The organism is Oceanobacillus aidingensis, from assembly GCF_042654105.1.
In the GTDB taxonomy this organism is placed as follows: Bacteria; Bacillota; Bacilli; order Bacillales; family Amphibacillaceae; genus Oceanobacillus; species Oceanobacillus oncorhynchi.
Map to the genome: position 1 here is coordinate 68,110 of NZ_JBHSFT010000004.1, position 24,919 is coordinate 93,028.

Here is a 24,919-nt window from a genome sequence, read left to right on the forward strand (position 1 = left end):
TTGAAACAGCTTATAAAAACTTCAGTAAAACGGCCAATTGGCGTCATTATGATTGTATTAGCTGTTCTTGCTTTAGGGGTTATGTCCCTGCGAAATCTTGCGGTCGATCTTTTCCCTGAAATAGATTTGCCGGTAGCCGTCGTTGCTACCAATTATCAAGATGCAGCACCAGAAGATGTGCAGAATTTAATCAGCAGACCGCTGGAATCAGCAGTAAGTGCAGTAGAAGGAATCGATACGGTTCAATCTCAATCACAATCTGGGTCCTCCATGGTAATGATGATGTTTCAAAATGGAACAGATTTAGACCAGGCCCTGTTGGATGTGAGAGAACAGGTCGACCAAGTAAAAGGAATGTTACCTGATGGAGCAGGGGACCCGAATATTCTTCGCTTCAGCCCTGATTCACTTCCGGTTATGTACCTCGGGTTAACGGGCGATGATTTAGCCGAGCTGACCGAAATCGCAGACCAGCAAATTGTTCCTTTCTTTGAAAGACAAGAAGGGGTAGCCTCAGTCACGATTGAAGGCGGCTTAGAAAGAGAGATTCAAATTGAATTAGATGAAGCGAGCTTAGAACAATATGGCATCTCGCCTCAAAGTGTCATGGATACACTGGGAAGCGAGAACAGCTCTTCCTCCATCGGTACGGTAGAACAGGGAAATCAGGATTTACAGATTCGCGTCATTGGTGAATTTGACAACATAGAGGATATTGAAAATACACAGATTCAGTCAGAGGCAGGCGGCGTTGTCCGTATTTCGGATATTGCAGACGTGCAGGACGATTTTAAAGAGACTTCCTCCGAAACGATGGTGAACGGGGAGCATGCACTTGTCTTGTCTGTAATGAAGCAGACAGATGCGAATACGGTAGAGGTTGCATCGAATATTACAGATGCGATGCCGGGAATGATGGAAGATTTACCAGAAGGAATGGGTTTAAATACCATCATTGATACCTCTGAATTTATTGAAATGTCGATTGATTCGGTCATGAATAATATTTTAATTGGAGGGGCAATCGCCTTTCTTATTCTGCTCCTGTTTTTAAAGAGCATCCGTGCAACCATTGTGATTGGATTATCGATACCAATTGCGATTATCGCAACCTTTGTATTAATGTACTTTACGGGTCAGACCTTGAATGTACTTTCCCTGGGCGGATTGGCTTTAGGGATTGGAATGATGCTGGATAGCTCCATTATTATTTTAGAAAATATTTATTCCTACCGGCGCAGAGGCTACAGCCTGTTTGAGGCGGCAACCAAGGGATCGATTGAATTAGCACCGGCAGTTATTGCTTCAACAACGACGACATTAGTCGTATTTTTACCAATTGTTTTTGTAGAAGGAATGTCATCCGACTTATTTACGCCATTAGCACTGGCTGTTTCCTTCTCCTTAGTCGCATCTTTAGTCGTTGCGATTACATTAGTACCAATGCTCTCCTCGAAGCTATTGGCAAATGTCATGGAAGGATCGGGAAAAAGGTATTGGTTTGACAGGTTTTTAAATTGGTTGAAAACACGTTATGGAAAAGGATTAGAAAAAGTACTGAGATTTAGAAAAACAACCGTCCTGGTAACGATATTAGCGATTATCGGCAGCCTTTTTCTCATTCCGCGTATCGGGATGGAGTTTATGCCATCAGCAGACCAGGGACAAGCGCAGATCACGGTAGAGACACCGCCGGGAAGCAGCTTAGACTATACGATCGGCATGACAGAACAGGTGGATGACATTTTAGCAGACTATGAGGAATATATGGATGTCAGCTATGTAACCATCGGATCTGCTGACTTTACTGGCAGTATGAATGAATCAACCTATACGCTGCAATTAATACCTGCATCAGAGCGGGACCGGTCAACGGAACAGATTATGGTAGAGATCGATGAACGTGTGCAGCATATTGCAGGTGCTGATATTGCAGCCTCTGCGATGGATGGCGGTATGGAAATGGGAGACCCGATTACGATTCAATTAAATGGCCCTGAAAATGATACCCTGATTGATTTATCCGAACAGGTCCTTGCTGAAATGGAGGAGGTTGAAGGAGTAACCAATACAACCTCTACAGCAGAAGATGGCATTCCGCAAATGGAAATTCGGGTAGATGAGGACGCAGCCTCCAGCTATGGGCTGTCAGGGTCGCAAATCACCAGCCAGCTGGAAATGAAATTCTCCGGACAGGTGGTCGGCCAATATCGGGAAGAAGGACAGGAAATCGATATTACCATTGCCTATCCAGAAGATACTCGCACAAGTATTGAAGACCTGTTAGACAGCAGTATTCAATCCCCTTCAGGAGCAACGGTTCCGTTGGATGAACTTGTTGAGATCGAGCAGGCAGAAGGACCACAGACGCTCCTGAGAGAAAATCAGCAGGCACAAATGAATGTCAGCTCGGGAGTTGTCGGTCGCGATTTAGGAAGTGTCGTATCCGATATTGAAACGAAGCTAAGTCAAATGGACTTTCCTGAAGGCTACAGCTATAGCATTGGCGGCCAGGCAGAAGATATGGAAGAGGCCTTTATGGAGCTTGGCGTAGCGCTGATATTCTCGATTTTCTTAGTGTATATCGTACTCGCTGTACAATTTGAAAATCTCCTGCAGCCATTTATTATTATGTTTGCATTGCCGACAACCATTATTGGTGTTATTGGCGGACTGTTTGTGACAAATATATCCTTAAGCGTAGCCGGCTTTATCGGCATTATTATGCTTGCCGGAATAGTGGTTAATAACTCGATTGTACTTGTAGACTATATCAATATTCTGCGCAGAAGAGGAATGGACCAGATAGAAGCTATTATTGAAGCAGGACGCTCCAGACTGCGCCCAATCATGATGACATCCCTTACCACGATTCTGGCGATGGTTCCGCTAGGGCTGGGAATTGGTGAAGGGGCCGAGCTGCAGCAGCCATTAGCTGTAACGATAATCTTCGGTTTAACGATTTCCAGCATCTTTACCTTATTCTTTGTTCCTGTTATTTATCTGATCTTTGATAACATAACGAAGAAAGTAAGGGGAAGAAGGAAGCGGAAGAAAGCAGCGAAAAAGTAAACGTAAGTAATGAAAAATGAGGCAGCTCTTGGCAGAGAGACAATCATCTCATTTGCCGAACTGCCCTTTTCATGACATAAATAATTTTCTTTGATTAACAACAGGCTAGAATTCATTTCATGTCGAAAATCGGGTATGATAAAGACAAAGAAAAGCGAAAGAAGGTAGATAAAATGGTAATATCCCAAGTAATGCAGTTAATCACCGGTGTTTTTGAAGGATTATTGGGTATTCCAGTCTTTGGCGGTATTTATATCATGGGGTCGGGCTATACGCCATTATTCGTCATGCTGATTCTTCATATTATTACATTACTCCTCGCCAGCCGGGATAGAAGATGGATAGCGGGCAGTGTTTTAGGAATTGTAACAAGTATTATTGGCTTTATCCCACTTGTTGGCATGACATTGCATTGGATTACATGTATTGTATTGATTATTTCCGTATTTCAACCAAGAAGATATTAAAAAATAAGCCTCCTGCTACATTAAGAAAGCAGGAGGCTTATTTTTGATAGGAGTAATATATAGTTTATTCCGGCCACCAATGAAAGCCATTTCTTTCAAGCAATTCATCTGCAGCTTTTGGACCCATCGAACCAGATTCATAATTCGGGAAATCCGGTTTTGTATTTGCCCAGCTCGCTAAAAGACGATCAACAAATTCCCATGACAATGCAACTTCATCCCAGTGTGTAAAGTTCGTTGCATCACCAAGCATACTATCGTAAATAAGCTTTTCATATGCTTCTGGAGTATTGATACCAGATTCTGAATCTTGGTGATAAGCCAGCTGAATAGGCTCTGTTAAATTACCATTCCCTGTTTTCTTCGCATTCAAATGAAGTGTAATCCCTTCATTTGGCTGAATGTTAATAACGAGCAGGTTAGGATTTCGTAAATCATCTTTTTTATGATAAAGGTTCATTGGAATATCTTTAAATTCCACAACAATTTTGGTTGATTTTTCTTTCATTCGTTTTCCTGTACGAATATAGAAAGGAACGCCGGCCCAGCGATAGTTGTCAATAACAAGCTTTGCAGCAACAAAGGTTTCTGTTGTGGAGTCTTTTAATGCTTCAGCTTCATCCTGATAACCATTGACTTTTTTTCCGTCGATTTCCCCGGGACCATATTGACCGCGGACAAAATACTTGTGAACCTTCTCTTCTTTGATGGTGCGCAGAGCACGCAATACCTTGATTTTTTCCGAACGAATTTCTTCGGTGCTGAGATTGATTGGCGGCTCCATAGCAAGCAGAGCAACCATTTGCAGCATATGGTTTTGAATCATATCCCTTGTTGCACCTGATGCATCGTAGTAGTGTGCGCGTTCTTCAACACCAAGTGTCTCACTGCTTGTTACTTGAATGTTATTGATAAATTGGTTATTCCATAAGTGCTCAAAGATTCCATTCGCAAAACGGATAACTTCGATATTTTGAACCATTTCTTTTCCTAGATAATGGTCGATTCGATAGATTTGATTTTCATCAAAAGCAGCTTGAAGCTCTTTATTCAGTTTTTTGGCAGAAGGTAAATCATGCCCAAAAGGTTTTTCAATCACTAAACGTGTCCATCCAGACGTTTCTTTTAAGCCATGGTCTTTCAGCTGATTGGCAATAGTCCCGAAAAAGTCAGGAGCCATCGCTAAATAAAACAGGCGATTGCCTTCCGTATGATATTCCCGTTCAAGAGATTCCACCATAAATTTTAAGTCAGTATAGGAATCTGTCGATGTAACATCAAATGATTTATAATAAAAATGAGAAGTGAATTCAGATACATCTTCATCCTCGGAAGTCAACCCTTGGATAGACTGCTCTACCTTCTCACGTATAATGTCATTATCCCATCCACGGCGGGCAAGCCCGATAACCGCGAAATTCTCGTCTAGTTTACCGCTCTTATAAAGGCGGTAAATGGAAGGGTATAGTTTACGGTTTGCCAAATCTCCAGTTGCTCCAAAAATCACAATCGTTGCCTTTGGTTGTATAGTTTCACTCATGATTAGGTTCCTCAATTCTTTAGTTTCTGTAAAGATGTTAAAAAATGCGTGTAAGTATCCTCTAAAATGCTGATTTGAAAACAGATGGAAATGTCCAACAGACTAAATCCATCAAGGTTTTGACCGCGCCAATTTGGATTGAAAGGCACATTTTACAGGGAAGCTTTGGAACACGCACAAACACATTAAAAATTCCCTAAAGATAGAAGGGGATTAATCATTAACTTTACAGAATGAATGGTGGCTTTGTCAATTTATTTACCTCTAAAATGGAGTTAATAAATTAATTTTTCAGAATTTGTTTGGAGTGAACTGGATATAATGGAATTATTATAAAAAAAGAGGGGGGAGTATATACAACTGCTTAGCTTGATGGAATTTATAAAAACCATCTGCAGTAAATATTTACCCAGTTTATCTGAAAAAAGACTGGCTTTATTTTAAAATGATTGGTAAAATATAGACAATTCAAAGAAAGGAAGTGGTCTATTGCTTACAGCACCAGTTATTCTCGAAGAAGAAGCAGACTACATGAAGCATGATCGGCTGACGAAAAAGCTGATTCAAGAGTTTTTTGAAGAGTTTATCGAAGCATTTTTCCCCAATCTCTATCCCTACATTGATTTCTCCAACGTGACCTTCCTCGAACAGGAAGTCTATCTGGATTACCTCAATGGCCGCAAGAAAGAAATAGACGTCCTCGCCGAAGTTAAGCTGAATCATGAAGACAAAATCCTGCATATTCATACGGAAGCACAATCGACCCGTGAAGCAAATTTTCCTGAAAGAATGTTTCTCTATTTTTCTTACCTTTACGCCAAACACCGCAAACCCATTCAACCCATCGCTGTTTTGAGTTATAATAGGGAAAAAGAAGAACCTACGCAATTCAGAATTAATACACCCATCCAAGACGTCCTTCAATTTAACTTTTTACAATTACACTTAATCAAGAAAAACTGGAGAGCTTATATTCAATCAGACAACCCGGCCGCAGCAGCCTTGCTCAGTCAGATGGGGTATGAAGCGCATGAGCGGGTTCAGGTGAAGCTGGAGTTTCTGCGCATGATCACCCGGATGAAAATCAACCCGGCGCAAATGGAATTCCTGTATGGTTATTTCGAAACTTATCTAAAACTAAACAAAGAGGAGGAAGCGCAAATGATGGAGCAAATGGAGAACTTGCCGGAGGAGGAAAAAGACATGGTTTTGCAGCTGCCGAATTCTTATTTTGAGAGAGGATTGGAGAAAGGGAAGCAGGAAGGGAGACAAGAAGGAAAACAAGAAGGAAAACAAGAAATAGCTTTAGAATTGCTGGCAATAGGCATGCCAGTCAACCAAATAGCAGAGATCACAAAATTAAGTAAAGAAGAAATTAAAAAGCTGGTAGGCAAGTAAATAAAACGAAGAAACAAACAATTTTCATAAGACAAAAAAGGGAGACATTTAAAAATATACCGTCTCCCTTTTAGAATTGTACGAAGCAAAGCTTTTATCAACGAAGGATTGGTCACTTCAATGAAAATGAAAAAATTACGGCTTTGTCTTCTGCAGCTTCATCATAATCTGATTAATAACCTGGGAAAACATTAGACCAATCGCAATGCCTCCAGCCAGAAGCATCACTTGGGCTGAAAGCTGAATTGCCGTATTATAATCATTTTCAACAAAGTTTCGCATGGCATTATAGGCGACGCCTCCAGGCACGAGCGGGATAATGCCGGATACCGTGAAGATAATGATTGGCCTTTTTAGAATACGGGAACAAACTTGGCTGAGGATGGAGACAAGAATTGCCGCAAAGGTGGTTGCAGCAACGATATCGACATGAAATTCTCTGAGGGTGTAAAAGAGAATCCAGCCAAGCATTCCGACAAGACCGCATGGAATCAATGATTTTTTTGGTGCATTAAATAAAACACCAAAGCCTGCAGATGCAATAAAACTGGCAGCAAGTTGAACAATAATATCAAACATTTGTATTCTATCCTCCATTTAAGCATTCGCAGAGTGTGACGACTTCTGCGTCTGCCACACCGATGAGAGCTGCCTTGTTATTTTCGGATGACAGCAATTAAACTGGAAAAAACCCATAAACCATCGCAATTCCGGCTCCAATCGCTACAGCGGTAAGCAGTGACTCGATTCCCTTGGAAACACCGGAAACAAGATGACCCGCCATTAAATCGCGAATGGCATTCGTAATTGGGAGCCCGGGAACAAGCGGCATAACCGCGCCGATAATAATCATTTCCAGACTTCCGCCAAAGCCGAGCAAAAAACAGATCGCAGCTGTTAAACCAATGAACGATGATCCGATAAATTCTGCGAGGAAGCGGATTTCAATCATTTTATCAAATAGAATCATCGTCGAGTACCCGATACTTCCTGCAAGACAGGCTGGTAAAAAGTCAGCCCACGTACCGCCGAACATTAAGGAAAAACACCCGCTGACCAGTGTGGCTGCAAGCACTTGGAAGCTTAAAGAAAAGGTTGGTACATTTTTTTCTAACGTTTTTAATTTATGATAAGCTGTCTCCAAGGGAAGCTGATACGCGACAATTTCCCGGGAAAGCTGATTCACATCATCAATTTTATGTAGATCTGTAGCGCGTTTGGTAATCCGTAAGAAATAACTGCTTTCAGTATAATCGAGCGAGAAGTGCAGTCCGGTTAATGTAGCATAGCTTTGAGGGTTTTCTACCCCATAAGACTGTGCGATCCGGTCCATGGTATCCTCGACCCGATACGTCTCTGCTCCAGAAGCCAGCATAATCTTTCCGGCTAATAAACATATTTTTTCTACAGTAACAGATTGCTTGCTCAAAACATAACCTCCGCATCCGGTTCAAACTAAGTTCTATTATAGGTAAAGCAGTCCCCGAAAGAAAGGTATAAACCTAAACTTTTTTTGAGAAGTCTTCTTATCCTGGTGGATGTAAATGCAAAAAGAAAACCCGATGTGCAAGAAACACATCAGGATAGATTAGCTGACGATTAACAGAATAAAAACAATTGCAATAATAGGAACCGCATTTCCTAAAGCCATCGCCATAAATATAAATGGCTGGATCCGCTGTTTGAGCTCTTTTTCGACATTACCTGCAGGAGAACGCTGCGAGAAGATATAAAAAATATGAATAATCATTAAAAGGGCAATAATGACAATTGGAATCAGCGCATCCGACATGTCCAGCTGTTCACTTGGCGGGAAGATAAATCCCAGCACAATCATCGCAATTGGCAAGATTTCAAGAATAGAAAATTTGGTAAAAAAACGGCTTAAATGCTGCGGGAACTTTTCCGGCTCTGTCAGCATGTTATCCATGGTGGAACGGAATACAACAATCATTCCAAACACAGCGATAGCAGCTGCTAATACATAAAGATATAAAAACATATGAGGCACCTCCTTTTTACAAGCTGATATTCCTAATGAATGTACCACAGCCGCAGCCTTAAAAAAAGATGCGCTTTACCTATTTCTATTCCAGCAAAATCCCCGCCATGAAAGATTCCCAAAGAATAAACGGATAAATCATTGCGCAATATAGGAAGAGTCCTATATAATTTAAAGAAGTCCACAGGAAATGATGTCGAAATAAGGGAAAAATAAACATACAAATTTCGACATGGAACCTTTAAAGTCTGGCACTTGAAGCCAGATGAGCAAAAAGAAACGCAATGGGAACAGAATAGGAAAATCAACCTATCTTCAACCCTGCTGCTGACCAAATGAAAGCCATTCTTTTTAGGAGTATGTGACTTGTAATATTTAGGAGAATACTATGCTAAACTATGTAGATTTAACAATCGCCTTTTTAATTTCTGCCATCTCAGCTTTGCTGATTACCTATCCAGTGAAAAAGCTGGCAGTAAAAATAGGAGCAATGGATAAACCAAACCATCGAAAAATACATCAGAGTGTCACACCAAGATTAGGTGGATTAGCTATTTTTGCAGGTGCTTTATTAGGTATGCTGTATTTGCAGCCAAGACATGTCTTCATAGATGAAATTTTGATTGGCTCGCTTATCATTTTGATTACCGGAGCGCTGGATGATAAATATACGATACGCCCTTTAATTAAATTATCAGGACAAGTCATTGCCGCGAGTCTGCTGATTTATGCGGGTTTGATTATTGAACGAATCACCATTCCGCTTTTGGGCGTTGTGGAACTAGGCTTTTTAGGTCCGGTGCTGACCTTCTTTTGGATTATCGGAATCACCAATGCCATTAATTTAATTGACGGCTTGGACGGACTGGCCACGGGAGTGACAACAATTGCGATGATCAGTATCTTCGCCATGGCGATTGTGGACACGCAGGTGCTGGTTGCTTACTTATGCATTACCTTTATTGGCGCGAATATCGGCTTTTTATACCATAATTTTTACCCCGCCAAGATATATATGGGGGATACCGGATCTAACCTGCTGGGCTATATCATTGCAATTATTTCGATCTTAGGTCTGTTTAAAAACATTACCTTCTTTAGTTTTATTATTCCGATTGTGATTTTGGCAGTGCCTATTTTTGACACACTGGTAGCAATGATTCGCCGGCTTTATAATAAAGAAAGCATTATGACAGCAGACCGCCGCCATATTCATTATCAATTAATCGATGCCGGCTACAGCCACCGGAAAACAGTGGTGATTATCTATCTGTTCAGCGGCTTGTTCGGGGTGATCGGGATTCTCTTTTCCGAAGCGGATCTGGCCATTTCCCTTGTTTTCACAGCTGTGATGATATTTCTATTACATATTTTTGCGGAACTCGCCGGACTGGTTATGGGAGGGAGAAGACCTATTGTCACTATCCTCCGGCGGATAAAGTCATTTATATTTAAACCGTTTAAGAAAAAGAAGAAATCAAGAAAAAGCAGTGACTAATCGCATGTCACTGCTTTTTTGATGTTCCGCTATAATCAAGCTTCCTTATAAGCTCCAGTATTTAAAGCCTTCAGCTTCCAGCGCATCTCTGCCGTAAGCTCCCTTAATATCGATAAATACCTTCTCATCCGTCCGGTACATTGGATGGAAATCACTTACCTGGTATTCCTGATATTCCTGATGCGGTACAGCTAAAACAACCGCATCCAAATCGGTTAATTGATTATCCTGAACCAATTCAAATCCGAAAACCTCTTTGACTTCCTCAGGTTCTGCTTTTGGATCATGAACCAGCACATCGACACCGTATTCCGTTAATTCATCCACGATATCATTGACCTTCGTATTACGTACATCTGCAACATTTTCTTTAAATGTCAGTCCGAGAATGGCAACACGCGCGCCATCCACCTGCAGCTTCGACTTAATCATTTTCTTGATGATGCTGCTGGCAATATATCTGCCCATATCATCATTGATTTTTCTTCCCGCTAGGATAATCTGCGAATGATAGCCGAGCTGCTCTGCTTTATAGGTAAAGTAATAAGGATCCACGCCGATGCAGTGTCCGCCGACAAGACCAGGAGTGAACTTCAAAAAGTTCCATTTCGTGCCGGCCGCTTCCAGCACATCCTTCGTATCGATATCCATCTTATTGAAAACCATGGAAAGCTCATTCATAAAGGCGATATTGATATCCCGCTGTGAATTCTCAATCACCTTTGCCGCTTCTGCAACCTTGATCGATTTTGCTTCAAAGACACCAGCTTGAATAATGGAACCATATAAAGCGGAGATTTCCTTTAATGCTTCCTCATCTGAGCCGGACACAATCTTTTGGATAGTGACAAGGGTATTCACCTTATCGCCGGGATTGATTCGTTCCGGAGAGTAGCCTACTTTGAAATCCTTTCCGAAAGTCAATTGAGATTTTTCCTCTAAAATAGGAATGCAAACCTCTTCCGTTGTCCCCGGGTAAACCGTTGATTCATAAACAACAATTGAGCCTTCCGTAAGGTGTTGTCCAACTGTCTCACTTGCTGAAATCACAGGTTTTAAATTCGGCGTTTTATCCGAATTGATCGGTGTCGGCACAGCGACGATATGAAAGGTACAATCGCTGATATCGCTCGGCGCACTTGTGAATTCCAGGGTAGTTTCCTTTAGCGCCTCACTTCCGACCTCTTCCGTTACATCAATGCCTTTTCGATATTGCGCAACCTTTGCTTCATTCAGGTCAAAACCGACCACATCATATTTTTTTGCTAATTCCACTGCCAGGGGCAGTCCTACATAACCCAGACCAATGACGGAAATCTTAGCTTTTCTATCTTGAATTTGTTGAAATAGATTCATTTATTTAGCCTGCCTTTTTAAATGTAAATTCATGTAACATCTACTTGTTCCATATTATACAATTATCTAAATTAGATGTATAGTAAATGGTAGTTAGACTTATTGTAACCTAAGCGATTTATTTCATTAAAATACACTGGAGGGATGCCGTATGACAGTAAAAAAAGCAATTATCCCCGCAGCAGGACTTGGAACAAGATTTTTACCGGCAACAAAGGCGCAGCCAAAAGAAATGCTTCCCATTGTAGATAAACCGACGATTCAATATATTATTGAGGAAGCAGTGGCCTCCGGGATAGAGGATATCATTATTATTTCTGGAAGAGGCAAGCGCGCGATTGAAGACCATTTTGATAAATCATATGAATTAGAAGAAAAATTAGAGCAGAAGCAGGATTGGGAGACATTAGAACAGGTCAGAAGCATCTCTAAACTCGCGAACATTCACTATATCCGCCAAAAGGAACCGCTTGGCCTCGGGCATGCCATCGGCTGTGCCAGTTCATTTATCGGCAATGAAGCCTTCGCTGTCTTGCTTGGCGATGATATTGTGGTGTCCGAAAAACCATGCTTAAAGCAGCTGATTGATGTCCATGAGGAACACCATGCGGCTGTAATAGGCGCACATTCCGTTCCATGGGAGGATGTATCGAAATATGGAATCATCGACCCGAAAAACAAAGAAGAGACGGCAGGCAGAACCAGCTTTGTTCATGATTTAGTTGAAAAACCGGATGCGAAGGAAGCGCCGTCCAACTTGGCTATTATGGGAAGGTATATCCTGACACCGGAAATCTTTTCTATTTTACAGACGCTTGAACCAGGCAAGGATAATGAAATCCAGCTGACAGATGCGTTAAAGAAACTCAATCAGACACAGGATGTCGTTGCTTATAATTTTGAAGGTGATCGATATGACGTGGGCAATAAATTTGGTTTTATTGAAGCAACGATTGATTTTGCGCTGGGAAGACCGGATTTAAAAGCAGATGTGCTGGCGTATATGAAAAGGAAATTAGAAGAAGAGTAAGTAGAAGGGGGATGCGGGCTTTATAGTGGTCTGCATTCTTTATTATATGCAGGTAAATTTAATAACTTCTTATTTTTAAACATAACATTGGGACTTTTCTTAATATTTTGTGGTGGAATTATAAAAGCATAAGGCGGGCAAGCACGTATCTTATGCAATCAAAAACTTCCCCAAGTTGGCAGTAGCTAACTGAAAGGAGGTGAACCCCTTGGGGCAAAAAGAAAATCGCACAATGAAGAAAAAGCGAGAAAGGCAACAAAAAAGAATAGCTATAATCAAAGGTCTGACCCCCCTTGCAAAAGATATAGTTGTTCTGATTAAGTTGTTCTTGTCGTAAATAAAAATATTTTTTCGTCCTCATTAATGAGGGCGTTTTTTCAAAAAAAAAGCTGGGAACCACCCCAACTTTTTTATTCGCCCTTGAAGCGAAAATCGCACAATATTTCTTTACACCCTTATTATAGTAGCAATCAATGCTTTGTGTCAAATAATATTCATGCAAGCAAGCATCTATTTCTTAATAAGGGTGATATATATCTATTCCCTGTAGAGCGCTTTTTATTCATGTTATTTTAAAATAGCACAAGCTTAGTTTACTGTCATTCTGCTAACTAGATTGAATCACAAATTTACAAGGAAAAAGAGAAAATACTTTTCAAGATCCAGTGCTCTTCGATGATGGCATTCATAAGCTATAAAGTCATCATCCAAAATAAGCCCTCCATCCCTTTGTTTCATTTTTTCTGCTTCAGCAACCGTCCTCAAGCCTTTTTTCACAAAATAGTCACTGTCGAAAATTTATTTATCCGCACCCCTATGTTATAATGCTTCTGGGTAAAATATCGACAAATTACTTTGCAGGGGAATGAAAAAAAATGGGGGAAAAGAAAAAAATATTTTTCTTTATATATCAGTTGGGGTCCGGCGGTGCGGCGAGAACGATGCTCAATTTATTAAATAACATGGATTTGGAGCAGTTTGAGCCGACATTGATTACCTTGAATTATGAAGGCGATTATGAAAAATACTTAAAAAAAGAAATCACCTTTATCAAGCTGCCGACCAGAAGACTGCGTTCGGGAATCATCCCTTTTTCCAAAATAATTAAAAAGGAAAAACCCGATATTGTCTTCAGTACCATTCCTAACTATAACCTCATTGCCATTGCAGCAAGACTGCTGTCCGGTCACAAAGCAAAAAACATTGTCCGGGAAGCAGCGTTATTAGGAACAGAAGGAAAAAGAAATACGAACCTGAAAATATATGGATTGGCCTATCGATTTTCGAAAAAAGTCGTTGCCCTTTCTGAAGGGGTAAGGCAGAATATCATTCAAAACTACAAAGTAAACCCGAAAAAGGTACAGGTTATTTATAACCCGGTCGATGTGGAAAATATAGAATCCTTGATGAAGCAAGGAAAAATTGCCGAGGAGTATCAATCTATATTTAATGACCCGAAAGAAAAAGTGATTATTACAGCAGGACGCTTGGTAGACGATAAGGACCAGGCGACATTGATTCATGCTTTTGCTAAACTACGAAAGAACATCTCAGCAAGCCTTGTCATTCTTGGTGAGGGAGAGCTGGAAGAGAAGCTGAAAAAGCAGGTAAAAGCATTGCATCTAGAGGACGCTGTATTTTTTGTAGGCTTTCAGGAAAATCCATATGTTTATTTTAATCAGGCGGATATTTTTGTATTGTCTTCCAAAAGAGAAGGGTTCGGGCATGTGCTGACAGAAGCGCTCGCCGCCAGAATTCCGATTATCTCCACCGATGCCAGACCAGGGGCAGCAGAGGTCCTGGATAATGGTAAATATGGTGTGATTACCCCTGTAGGGGATGCAGATGCACTTGCTGCACAAATGGAAGATGCTTTACATTGGGATGATGAAAAAAGAAACCAGGTCACGGAAAAAGGCTGGGAACGAGCGGTATCCTTCCGTGCAGAGAAAATCGTCAAAGAATATGAGAAGCTCTTTAAACAAACGATTGATCAATAACGATGAATAACCAATAGAGAGGACAGCTGCAATGAATGAAAAAAAACGTGTTGTTCATTTAACAACAGTACATCATCCTCATGATCCGAGAATTTATCATAAGGAATGTAAATCATTAAAAAAAGCTGGATTCGACGTATACTTAATTGCCAAAGAAACAGAAACAGGAATAGATAGAGAGAGCGGCATCAAGCATATCCCAATCAAAGATTACAAAAGCAGATGGGAACGCATGACCAAGGGCGCCTGGACACTTTATAAGCAGGCGAAAAAATTAAAAGCGGATGTGTATCATTTTCATGACCCGGAGCTGCTGCCAGTCGCATGGCTGCTTAAAAATCGCCGGAATCATGTGATATATGATATTCATGAAGACTACATCACGAGCATGCTGCAAAAAGAATATTTACCGAAGCCGCTTCGTAAATTTGCTGCCAAAGCATATAAGAAAATGGAGCAGTTTTTCACAAAAAAGATGGAACGAATCCTTGCTGAAAAGTATTATAAGGATATTTATCCGGACGGGGAATGTGTGTTAAATTATCCGATGGTAAACACCGCTTTTATAAAGCATCAGCGCAAAGGAAAAATAGAAGATAAATTGATTTATACGGGCAATGTAACAGATGTGCGCGGTGCATTTCTGCATGCAAAATTGCCTTTAATAGATGAGAAAATTACCATGAATTATATTGGTAAATGCTCCACAGAATTCGCAGATGAAATTTACCACATTGCTGGCAGCCAGTCAGACCGGATTCAAATCAATGGAGTGAACCAATACATTCCAAAAGAAGAAATTGAACAAGCCTATTTGAAGCATAATTGGCTGGCAGGGGTTGCGATTTTTCCGGAAACAGAGCATTATATGAAGAAAGAATTAACCAAGTTCTTTGAGTATATGAATGCTGGTATTCCAATTATTTGTTCCAACTTCCCTGTCTGGAAGCATTTTATCAATCAATATCGATGCGGTATCACAGTAGACCCCCATAATGACCAAGAAATAAAGGATGCGCTGGATTATTTAAGAAATCATCCGGATGCAGCGAAACAGATGGGCGAAAATGGGAAAAAAGCTGTCCAGGAACAATTGAATTGGAGAGCGGAAGAAGAAAAATTGATTGCCATTTACCAGCGTTTAGGAAACAAATAGGACGAAGTGAAGTAGGTGAACAACTTGGGAGATAGCAAACCGATAGTCTCTGTCATTACGCCAACCTATAACTCCGAGCAGTTTATTGCAGAAACCATTGAATCGGTGCAGGCACAAACTTTTTCGGATTGGGAAATGAATATTGTGGATGACTGCTCGACAGACCGGACGGCCGAAATTGTGAAAAGCTATGCCGAAAAAGACGCACGTATCCATTTAACCGTATTAGATACGAATCAAGGCTCTGCCATTTCACGCAACACAGCTATGGATCAGTCGAAAGGACGCTATATTGCCTTTTTAGACAGCGATGATTTATGGCTGCCGGAAAAGCTGGAAAAGCAGCTCGCCTTTATGCAGGACAACGGGGTTGCCTTTTCATTCACACAGTATGTGCGTATGAATGAAGACGGCACAGATACCTGTGCAATCAGCACAGCCCCTGCAACCGTGACATATGAGGATTTAATGAAACGCTGCGTCATCGGCTGCCTGACCGTCATGTTAGATCGTGAAAGAATAGGCGAACGGCGCATGGTCAATATCCGTACCAGACAAGACTACGCTTTCTGGCTGGAAATCACCAGAAACGGCCACTTTGCCTATGGACTTTCAGAAGTGCTCGCAAGGTACCGCCTCGTAGGCAACTCCATTTCCAGCAACAAATGGAAAGCAGCCAAAAGAAACTGGTACGTATTCCGGGAAGTAGAACAGCAAACCCTTCCCAAAACCCTATACTACTTCTCCCACTACGTAACCCGCTCACTCCGGGATTTACTGAAATGGAATGCGAAGAAGTAGGGATAGTTAAAGTGTGATAACAGATTAATACAACAGAATAGTTGATATTTCAGGATTGAAAGTATAAACATTTCCTTAGCGTAGTGTTTTTCCGCAGCGGTTGCCAGGAAGCTATATGACTCCAAAAGCAAAGAGAATAAGTGAAACCATGTAGTTCAACGTATACTATTAAAAAAACAATATAATTTTGGTGTATAATAGTAATTAAGCTCAGGAAACCTTCTAATAAGGGAACCTGATAAAGATATGATTGAAAAAGCCACTTTCCATAAAGGACAACTTACAATATGTCCACAGAAAGTGTTGAAACAATTAGGCGGTGTCAAATTATAATGAAAAACTATATACAAGAGATTTTACGGAGAAAAGATTTACTCTTCTACCTCGTAAAATCCGGACTCAAAGCGGAGCACCGAAACAGCTACCTCGGTTACTTCTGGTGGCTGCTCGACCCGCTGTTAAACGTACTCGTATTTTATTTCTTAGTCGTTATTATCTTAGATCGCGGCGGCGAAAATTTCGGTTTATTCCTGGTGGTCGGTTTAGTCGTCTGGAGATGGGTATCCACAAGCATGAATTCAGCATCTAAATCGATTTTAAGGTACAGCTCGATTATTAATCAGGTCTATTTGCCAAAATCACTATTTCCGATATCCTTTACGCTGACGCAATTATTTAACTTTGGATTTGGCTTAATCGTCATTGCAGGATTTTTGATAGGATATGGTGTTTTCCCAGATTGGCATGTTATCTATTTGCCAGCGCTAATCCTGATACAGCTGACCTTCCACTTAATGCTGGGACTTGTATTAGGATACGCTACAATATTTATTCGGGATATCGATAATTTACTCAGCTATGTGACGAGACTCTTTTTCTACGCGTCACCAATCATTTGGGAAGGCGGACGTCTGCCTCCGGAATACAGTTTCTTTGTCGATATTAATCCGATCGCGATACTGGTAACATCCTACCGTGATATTTTAATGTATCATCGGGCACCGGACTTTCTAGGCTTGAGCATCATTTTTGTCGGAAGCTTAGCAATATGTGTCTATATGATTTATTATTACAGTAAGAATGAACACAAGATTATTAAAGCATTGTAATCCATCATGCGCCTTTAGCAGAATGGAATGAATCAAGCACGCAGCATAGGATAAAAATTCCCTCTCTCTTTTTCGGGGAGAGGGTTTTACAGAATACTGGAGCATGACCTCATGGTTCAGATAAAAAGCTATCGTGCGATAAAAGAGGTTTTATTATGTCAAATCATGATAATGAAAAAATCGATAAACAGTCGAAAGAAGAGGTTGTTGTTTCGAAAAATATAGCCGTATCCTTTCATGATAACCGGCATGCCGATGATTTAAAATCCACCCTGACGAACCTTTTCAAGAAGAAAAAAAATAAGAAGAAATCGGAAAAGGTATGGCCGTTAAAGGATATTACATTTACCGGCTATCAGGGAGAAATTTTAGGAATTATCGGTTCAAACGGTGCCGGTAAAACGACGTTGAGCAAAATCATTACCGGCATTCTTACACAGGATGAAGGAATAATGAACGTCGATGGAAATGTAACAGCTCTTTTCTCTTTCGGCATGGGCTTTAATAAAGAGCTGACAGGCAGAGAAAATGTCTATTTAAACGGAATGATGCTCGGCATTAATAAGCAATTAATTAATGATTATATTGAAGATATTCATGAATTCTCGGAGATTGGCCAGTTTTTTGACCAGCCGATGAAATACTATTCCAGCGGGATGAAGGCGCGGCTCGGTTTCAGTGTCGCTTCTCACCTTCAGCCGGAAATCCTCATTTTGGATGAGGCATTGAACACAGGAGATGTGAAATTTGGCAGCAAGGCAGCTGCAAAGCTCAAGGAGCTGGTTGCGAATGCGAAAATGGTAGTGATTGTTACCCACAGTCTGCGTTATGCCCAAAAGAACTGCGATCGCTTGATCTGGCTGGACAATGGCTATGTCAAAGAAATTGGAGATCCAAAAACCGTCATTGAGCATTATAAAGAAACGGTCCCTCCCGTTGCGCGTCAAAGAAGGCAAAAGCGCAGTCTGAATGTGACTAAGACAGAAACAAATGTCGGTAAGGAATCGATCGTAAAAGCAGAGAATGTCGGCATATCCTTCAAGCTTCAAAATAAAAAAGAAGACTACTGGGCATTAAAAAATGTCAGCTTCGATATTAAAGAAGGAGAAGTCGTCGGCATCATCGGGCATAATGGCGCCGGGAAAAGTACACTCTGTAAAGCCATTACAAACATACTCAGACCCGATGAGGGAACCTTGACGGTAAATGGCCAGACATCTTCCCTGCTCGGCTACGGCACAGGTTTTAACGCACAATTAACAGGAACAGACAATATTTATTTAAATGCGATGCTGTTAGGAATCCCAAAGGAACGTGTGGATGAAAAATATGATGAAATCATTGAATTCTCCGGTATCCGGAAAGCAATCGATAAGCCGGTAAAGCATTATTCAGCAGGAATGAAATCACGCCTCGGCTTTAGTATCGCAGCAATTTTAAAGCCCGATGTATTTATCGTCGATGAAGCCCTGTCAACAGGCGACCTTGCCTTTCAGGAAAAAGCCAGTGTCCGCATCCAAGAGATGATGGACCACGCCAAAGCAGTCATCATCGTATCCCACAGCATGGGCTTTGTCGAAAAAGTATGTACCAGAGGCATCTGGATGGAACAGGGCCAAGTGAAATTCGACGGCACCGCAGAAGAAGCCGTAGCAAAATACCGCGAAGCCATGGGCGTCCAAAAAAAGCCAGCAAAGAAAAAACCAAAAGTCATCAACGCCAAACAACCAGTCAAAGCAAACGCAGCAAAAACAAAAAGCGCAGAACAGAAATAAAGCAATGGTATAAAATAATTTAAATTTATTTATTTTATCTTTCTCATCTAATAAAATAAATTATTTTTTCTATAGTTAAGCACTCTATCCAGCGGAGGAAATACACGGAGACTCCTATGGGAAAGCGCAGTGGGAAGACCCCGCAGGGAAAAAGTGCTCTTCTTTTTACCGAGGAGGCTGAGCGCAAGCCCATGGAAAGCGTAGTGTATTTCCGGAGCGACAGCTAGAAGATAAAATATAATTTTAAACTTATACAGGTTAAATCTTTCGCAATAAATTCAACGGATAGAAGAAAAATGGTGGTGTCATAATGGCAGGAGTTATTAAAAAAATAGTGGCAGAACCAGTAGATTGGTTTATCTACTCGGTTTTAGGAGAGAAACAGCGCAAATACCTCTTAAACATCTTAAGCAACCAGCAGAAAGACGCCATCAAACGCGTCTTGCTCGGCAAAAAAGAAGCAGAGAGACAGCGCCTGAAACAAATCAAGTTCCATTTATATAATCTGGGCTTTATCGAGAAAGGCTTAGCCGATTTAGAAGCCTATATACAGGAAGCAAACGATCCATCCTTAAAAAGAACAGCAGCCTGGGAAAAAGTACTCTGGCATGCCAATCAATATAATGAAAAGGATGCGGCGATTGCATTAGAATATCTTCCGCTTGCCGAAGAAGGCGAAGTGCAGCCGGACCAGCAGCGCCGTATCGCTATTATCAAAGCAGAGCTGCTGGATGAAACGGGCGAGCGTGAAACAGCCAGAAACGTCTTACAGGACGCTTTAAAAGCAGGAGAACACGCAGATATCTATCTGGCGTTAGCAAATTTAGAAGCGGATATCAAGGATCGATTTGTTTATATCAATAAAGCATTCTCTCTCTATGACCTGGATAACATTGCCACCGATGAAACAGGCCAATATGACGGCCTCCATACCATCAAAACACATGAAAATATTTCAGATGGACCGCTGATCTCTGTCATTATTCCTGCCTATAATGCCGGGGATGGAATCAGGGTAGCAATTGAATCAATTCTGGAGCAGACATGGCAGAACATCGAATTGATTATTGTCGATGACCATAGCCCGGATAACACATTAGCAATCGTACAGGAATATGCAGCAAAAGACAGCCGGATTAAAGTCATGCAGACCCCGCAAAACAGCGGTCCTTACATTGCACGCAATATTGCCCTGGAAGCAGCGGCTGGCGAATTTGTGACCGTGAATGATTCAGATGATTGGTCGCATGCCTCCAAATTAGAGATTCAGGCGAAGCATCTATTAGCAAATACAGAGGTGGTTGCCAATACCTCCGAGCATGCGAGAATTACCGAAGAGATGACGTTGTACCGCAGGGGAACGCCAGGAAAATACATCTTCCCAAATATGTCATCGATTATGTTCCGCAGGGAGCCTGTATTAGAAAAAGTCGGATATTGGGACAGTGTCCGTTTTGCCGCAGATGGCGAGTTTAAACGCCGTTTGTTAAAAAGCTTTGGCACACGGACTTATGTTGACTTAGCTTCTGGTCCGTTATCCCTGCCAAGACAAGCTGTCACCTCCTTAACAGGAAGCTCCGCCTTTGGCTATAACGGCTTCTTTATGGGTGTGCGCAAGGAGTATGTGGAATCATTGGAGAATCATCATCAACGGGCAGAGGATGTCCGCTATGCTTATCCAATGACGGAACGGCCATATCCCGTGCCGGAGCCAATGTGGCCGGCTAAGGAAGAAAAAACAGAGGGTTTCCGGAAGTTTGATGTCGTTATTGCTACAGATTTTCGGGCATTGAACGAAGCAGATTGGCAGGTATTCAACGACTGCTTACAAGCGTCAGGGACCCGAATCGGCCTGGTGCAAATCAACGCCTATGATTTCGCGCTTCCGAAAAAAATCGACGAAGGCATTCGTCAAAAGTTAGATGGAGATCGTCTGCAGATGCTGGTGTATGGAGAAAAGGTTGATGCGGAGAAGACCGTATGCATCAAGCCGACCGTGTACCAATATCAGCAGAAGTACCTGCCAACCTTGACGACGAAGCAGCTGGCAGTTGTACTGACAGAAGCACCTGACAATCAGGCAGCTCTAAACAATGCCGCCAAGCATATCGAAGAATACTTTGGTCAGCTGGGAGCATGGTTCCCGGCGGATGAACAGATACAGCAGGAAATCAAAAATACTATTCCAGCAACGGAAATCAAACAGGCATATGCCGACCGTGTATGGGAAAAGAGTTGTCTAGAAAATGAAACAACCAATCGATAAAACCGAGCTTCACACACGTCTGCAGCACGCAGAAGAAGAGCTCGATACCAAAAGAAAAGAAGAAGCAGCATTAAAGGAGACTTATAGACGCTATAAGTCTGCCTTTTTGTTTGCAGAAACCTTAAAGCAAAAGGCTGCCGGCTGGAAGAAAAACAGTATTTCGCTGGCAAAAGCAGTCCCTTCCTATGCTCTGGGACGAAGAAATATCAAAAAGCTCTACAGTACTTCTTATAAGCAGAAGGACGCCAGCAACCAATTGAAGCCGGTCAAAAATTATTTATATGACCTCGGCTTTGAAGAACGCGCTCTCAGCGATTTACAGGATATGCTGTATCAATCCAACAATAAGTATCTTGTCAAAGCAGCTGCATGGGAGCTGGGGTTTTGGTTTGCCAATAAACTGACTCCAAACAGTGCAGAGCAAGCCGTCACCTATCTGGAAATTGCGCTCGAGGGAGAGCAGAATATAGACGTGCGCCGTCGTATTATCATCCTGCTTGCCGAAGCTTATAAAATACTGGGGCAGCATGCAAAAGGGATGCAGCTGATTAAAGAAGCACTGAACCAAGGATGGCATCCCGATTTACTGCTGGCACTGGCCAACCTGTGCCGAAATCAGGAGGACCGTCTGTATTGGATCAATGAAGTGCTGCATGCGTATCAGCTGGAGCCGCTTTATATCAATAACGCAATCTCAGGCGCTTATCTCTATGATCAATTAGACACCCACCCGATTCAGATAAAAGAGGAGCAGAATGAACAGCCTAAAATCACGGTCATCATTCCAGCATACAATTCGGAATCGGGCATTTCTGTTGCATTAAGATCATTGACAAAGCAAACGTGGACAAACCTGGAAATCATCGTTGTCGATGACTGCAGTCCGGATCATACCGCAGCTGTTGTCAAAGAATGGATGCAGCAGGATGACAGAATTAAGCTCTTGCAAACTGAAACAAATTCAGGGCCATATGTAGCCAGAAATATCGCGCTCCAGCAAGCAACAGGAGAATTCGTGACCATTAATGATGCGGACGACTGGTCTCATCCGCAAAAAATAGAAATCCAGGCACGGCATTTGCTGGAAAATCCGTCTGTTATCGCCAATACATCGGAGCATGCCAGGCTGACAGAGGATTTATATCTGTATCGCAGGGGGATGCCGGGGAAATATATTTTTTCCAATATGTCATCCATTATGTTTCAGAGAATTCCAGTTTTAGAGAAGGTCGGCTATTGGGATGCGGTGCGTTTTGCCGCAGACAGTGAATTTAAAAAGCGGCTGGCGCTCACCTTTGGCGCAGAGCAGGTGAAAGATCTGCCGACCGGACCGCTTTCCTTCCCGATGCAATCCTCCGGTTCATTAACGGGGAATTCCTCCTTTGGCTATAACGGCTTTCTTATGGGAGCACGCAAGGAATATGCCGAGGCACATAACCGGATGCATCAGCAAGCAAAGGATGTATATTTTCCGTATCAGCAGCAGGAGCGCCCATTTGCCGTGCCGAAGCCGATGCTTGAAAAAGGAGCCCGGCATCAGGTGGATGTTGCGTATATAGCAGATTTTCGCCAATATGATGCGGAGATAGGCAAGGAAATCAAATGGCTGAAGGAAAATGGCTTTACGGTTGGTTTGATCCAGCGCGGGATATATGATTTGAAGCAATCCAAGTTTATCCATCACAAGGTAAGGGACTTCGTAGATGGAGAGCAGGCATGCATGCTCGTTTACGGAGAAAAAGCAGAAGCACAGCTCACTATTATCAAAAATCCACTTATCTTTCAGGAGAAGCAGCGCTATGTGCCGGAGCTCAAGACAACCGCAGCCAAGGTCATTATTAATAAAATACCGAAGAAAAATAATCCGGAATACAATATGCGCCAATGTGTAATGAGGTTGCACCGCTATCTGGGACAGGCAGCCGCATGGTATCCGGCGAGCATAGAAATCAGAGAACAGCTGATTGAGGAACAGAGCCATACCATCCGCTATTATCCAGTGGCGGCATCCAATTGGATAGAGGAAGAGCAGGCCTTTAGAAAGATGCTGAAAGATAATTTTGTCGTTCCAGGCAAATGGAAGGAAGGAGGGCATGAAGATGCCAGAGGATAAATCGTATGAAGAACTGATTGATCAGCTTATCGAAAAAGAAGCGCAGGTAGATGATACCAAAGCAAGTATTGCCAAGATAGATAAACAAATTAAAAAAATCATGAAAAGCAATACGTATCAAAAAACAGCTTCTATTCGCAAACTCCTTCCTTCCGGGAAAGAAAAAGACAATTATATCGCTTATCTGGAAGAACAGCTTCTTCACTATCAATCGGAAACCGTTTTGTTGAAGGAGCAGTTAGCAGAACGCGAAAAAGCGCTCAAGCAATTTGATTATAATACCCTTTGGAGATATATCAAAGAAAAGAAAGACAAAGGAAAAATCATTGCGGAATTAGATAAACGCATCGAGCAGAAAAAATTAGAAGACCGTCATTTCCGGGATTTGCTGGAGGCAGCTGCACGGCAGTTCCAGCAAGAAGAAACGGCCTTTAAACAGCGGATTTTCACCAAAGTATTAGCCGGAGCCAAAGGGCATGCTTCTGAATTCATGGCACGCGCAGGACTTACGGAAGACCCTGTCAGCATGGCGGACGTCGCTTCCTATCGTGCCTGCATGAATATGCGTGTCAGACAATATCAGCTGTTAGGAACGCTCCCGGAATATGAATTAGACGATAAGCAGACAGCGTATCGCTTTATGGAAAAACAAGCGATACGCACGCCTGGCAGCCCGGAGGATATCTACACGATAGAATCCCTGCCGGAGGAAGAAAATATTGTTATCAAGCCGGCAAATGGAGCTGGAGGACGTGGAGTTTACATTGTATATGCATCTAGTGATATAATAAGTGTAAAGACAGGAGAGAAATTGTCGAATTGGTCTTTACTCAAGCATCGCATGGAGAAGGATCTGCAGGAAAATAAAGTGGATCAGGATGCCTGGCGCATCGAAGAATTAATTCTCGAGGATACGGCCAACAAGGTTTCTGGACGCGATGTGAAGTTTTATTGCTTTTATGGCAAGGTCGGCGTTATCCTGGAAATCATCCGCACGCCAGAGATGAAATACTGCTGGTGGGATGGACAGGGGAAACGTATCCAGACAGGAAAATATGAGGACAAAGCCTTCGAAGGCAAAGGAGTCTCCAAGGAAGAAATCGACATGGCAGAGAGAATCAGCAGTATGATTCCCAGCCCCTTTATGCGAATCGATTTTCTGCGATCCGAAAATGGATTGGTTTTTGGAGAATTCACACCAAAACCGGGCAATTATGATGAATTCAATGATAAAATAGACACATATTTAGGAAATTTATTTATCGAAGCACAGGGGAAGTTAGATAGAGACCTGCTTCAAGGAAAAACATTTAAAATATAAATGCAGAATAACGTA

At 41.9% G+C, this 24,919-nt stretch carries 19 protein-coding genes; 14 read left to right on the top strand and 5 right to left on the bottom strand.

Features of this window, described 5'->3' with window-relative positions; translation table 11 throughout:
* Both ACFO3P_RS04030 and ACFO3P_RS04035 read left to right on the top strand, forming a co-directional pair.
* Positions 1-3,072 carry an efflux RND transporter permease subunit gene (locus ACFO3P_RS04030; protein WP_256705200.1) on the top strand — a complete coding sequence of 1,024 codons (3,072 nt, stop codon included), beginning with the start codon at positions 1-3 and terminating at the stop codon, positions 3,070-3,072.
* A 173-nt stretch (positions 3,073-3,245) separates the two neighbouring features.
* Positions 3,246-3,539, top strand: coding sequence for a hypothetical protein (locus ACFO3P_RS04035; protein WP_042529572.1), 294 nt, complete (start codon positions 3,246-3,248; stop codon positions 3,537-3,539).
* A 64-nt stretch (positions 3,540-3,603) separates the two neighbouring features.
* On the opposite strand, the gene zwf is transcribed toward ACFO3P_RS04035, so the two are convergent.
* Complete coding sequence (gene zwf / locus ACFO3P_RS04040) at positions 3,604-5,079, bottom strand: glucose-6-phosphate dehydrogenase (RefSeq protein ID WP_256705199.1); 1,476 nt, start codon at positions 5,077-5,079, stop codon at positions 3,604-3,606.
* 489 nt (positions 5,080-5,568) lie between these two features.
* On the opposite strand from zwf, the gene ACFO3P_RS04045 reads away from it, so the two are divergent.
* Positions 5,569-6,477: an Rpn family recombination-promoting nuclease/putative transposase gene (locus tag ACFO3P_RS04045; protein ID WP_379542172.1), complete on the top strand. Its 909-nt coding sequence runs from the start codon at positions 5,569-5,571 to the stop codon at positions 6,475-6,477.
* A 135-nt stretch (positions 6,478-6,612) separates the two neighbouring features.
* Here ACFO3P_RS04045 and ACFO3P_RS04050 read toward each other — a convergent pair whose 3' ends face one another.
* The 3 genes from ACFO3P_RS04050 to ACFO3P_RS04060 all read right to left on the bottom strand — a co-directional run bounded on the left by ACFO3P_RS04050 (position 6,613) and on the right by ACFO3P_RS04060 (position 8,479).
* Positions 6,613-7,056, bottom strand: a complete 444-nt coding sequence (locus tag ACFO3P_RS04050; protein WP_042529577.1) for a threonine/serine exporter family protein — start codon at positions 7,054-7,056, stop codon at positions 6,613-6,615.
* Positions 7,057-7,153: 97 nt separating this feature from the next.
* Positions 7,154-7,906 carry a threonine/serine exporter family protein gene (locus ACFO3P_RS04055; RefSeq protein WP_042529579.1) on the bottom strand — a complete coding sequence of 251 codons (753 nt, stop codon included), beginning with the start codon at positions 7,904-7,906 and terminating at the stop codon, positions 7,154-7,156.
* 159 nt (positions 7,907-8,065) lie between these two features.
* Entirely contained in the window at positions 8,066-8,479 is a 414-nt protein-coding gene (locus tag ACFO3P_RS04060; RefSeq protein WP_256705196.1) for a hypothetical protein, read from the bottom strand.
* 388 nt (positions 8,480-8,867) lie between these two features.
* Here ACFO3P_RS04060 and ACFO3P_RS04065 point away from each other — a divergent pair, with 388 nt between their 5' ends.
* The gene (locus tag ACFO3P_RS04065) at positions 8,868-9,977 is read left to right on the top strand and encodes a glycosyltransferase family 4 protein (RefSeq protein ID WP_042529583.1); all 1,110 of its coding nucleotides are present in this window, start codon (positions 8,868-8,870) and stop codon (positions 9,975-9,977) included.
* A gap of 45 nt (positions 9,978-10,022) precedes the next feature.
* Here ACFO3P_RS04065 and ACFO3P_RS04070 read toward each other — a convergent pair whose 3' ends face one another.
* Complete coding sequence (locus ACFO3P_RS04070; RefSeq protein WP_042529585.1) at positions 10,023-11,333, bottom strand: nucleotide sugar dehydrogenase; 1,311 nt, start codon at positions 11,331-11,333, stop codon at positions 10,023-10,025.
* Positions 11,334-11,484: 151 nt separating this feature from the next.
* Here ACFO3P_RS04070 and galU point away from each other — a divergent pair, with 151 nt between their 5' ends.
* The 10 genes from galU (at position 11,485) to ACFO3P_RS04120 (ending at position 24,904) form a co-directional block, all read left to right on the top strand.
* Positions 11,485-12,363, top strand: coding sequence for a UTP--glucose-1-phosphate uridylyltransferase GalU (gene galU, locus ACFO3P_RS04075; protein WP_212929176.1), 879 nt, complete (start codon positions 11,485-11,487; stop codon positions 12,361-12,363).
* Between the two features lie 208 nt (positions 12,364-12,571).
* On the top strand, positions 12,572-12,700 hold the full coding sequence (locus ACFO3P_RS04080; protein ID WP_379542173.1) for a hypothetical protein: 129 nt from the start codon (positions 12,572-12,574) through the stop codon (positions 12,698-12,700).
* Between the two features lie 538 nt (positions 12,701-13,238).
* Positions 13,239-14,363: a glycosyltransferase gene (locus ACFO3P_RS04085; RefSeq protein ID WP_379542174.1), complete on the top strand. Its 1,125-nt coding sequence runs from the start codon at positions 13,239-13,241 to the stop codon at positions 14,361-14,363.
* Positions 14,364-14,394: 31 nt separating this feature from the next.
* The gene (locus ACFO3P_RS04090) at positions 14,395-15,519 is read left to right on the top strand and encodes a glycosyltransferase (RefSeq protein WP_379542175.1); all 1,125 of its coding nucleotides are present in this window, start codon (positions 14,395-14,397) and stop codon (positions 15,517-15,519) included.
* A gap of 24 nt (positions 15,520-15,543) precedes the next feature.
* The gene (locus ACFO3P_RS04095) at positions 15,544-16,320 is read left to right on the top strand and encodes a glycosyltransferase family 2 protein (RefSeq protein ID WP_379542177.1); all 777 of its coding nucleotides are present in this window, start codon (positions 15,544-15,546) and stop codon (positions 16,318-16,320) included.
* A 332-nt stretch (positions 16,321-16,652) separates the two neighbouring features.
* Positions 16,653-17,429, top strand: coding sequence for an ABC transporter permease (locus ACFO3P_RS04100; protein WP_379542178.1), 777 nt, complete (start codon positions 16,653-16,655; stop codon positions 17,427-17,429).
* Between the two features lie 155 nt (positions 17,430-17,584).
* Positions 17,585-19,204 (top strand): ABC transporter ATP-binding protein, encoded by a 1,620-nt coding sequence (locus tag ACFO3P_RS04105; RefSeq protein ID WP_042529597.1) that lies wholly within the window; start codon positions 17,585-17,587, stop codon positions 19,202-19,204.
* A 310-nt stretch (positions 19,205-19,514) separates the two neighbouring features.
* Positions 19,515-21,470 (top strand): glycosyltransferase family 2 protein, encoded by a 1,956-nt coding sequence (locus ACFO3P_RS04110; protein WP_379542179.1) that lies wholly within the window; start codon positions 19,515-19,517, stop codon positions 21,468-21,470.
* The gene (locus tag ACFO3P_RS04115) at positions 21,451-23,583 is read left to right on the top strand and encodes a glycosyltransferase family 2 protein (protein ID WP_379542180.1); all 2,133 of its coding nucleotides are present in this window, start codon (positions 21,451-21,453) and stop codon (positions 23,581-23,583) included. Before ACFO3P_RS04110 ends, ACFO3P_RS04115 begins: the two co-directional genes overlap by 20 nt.
* Complete coding sequence (locus tag ACFO3P_RS04120) at positions 23,570-24,904, top strand: ATP-grasp fold amidoligase family protein (RefSeq protein ID WP_379542181.1); 1,335 nt, start codon at positions 23,570-23,572, stop codon at positions 24,902-24,904. The genes ACFO3P_RS04115 and ACFO3P_RS04120 overlap by 14 nt, the downstream gene beginning before the upstream one ends.
* Positions 24,905-24,919 lie beyond the last annotated feature (15 nt).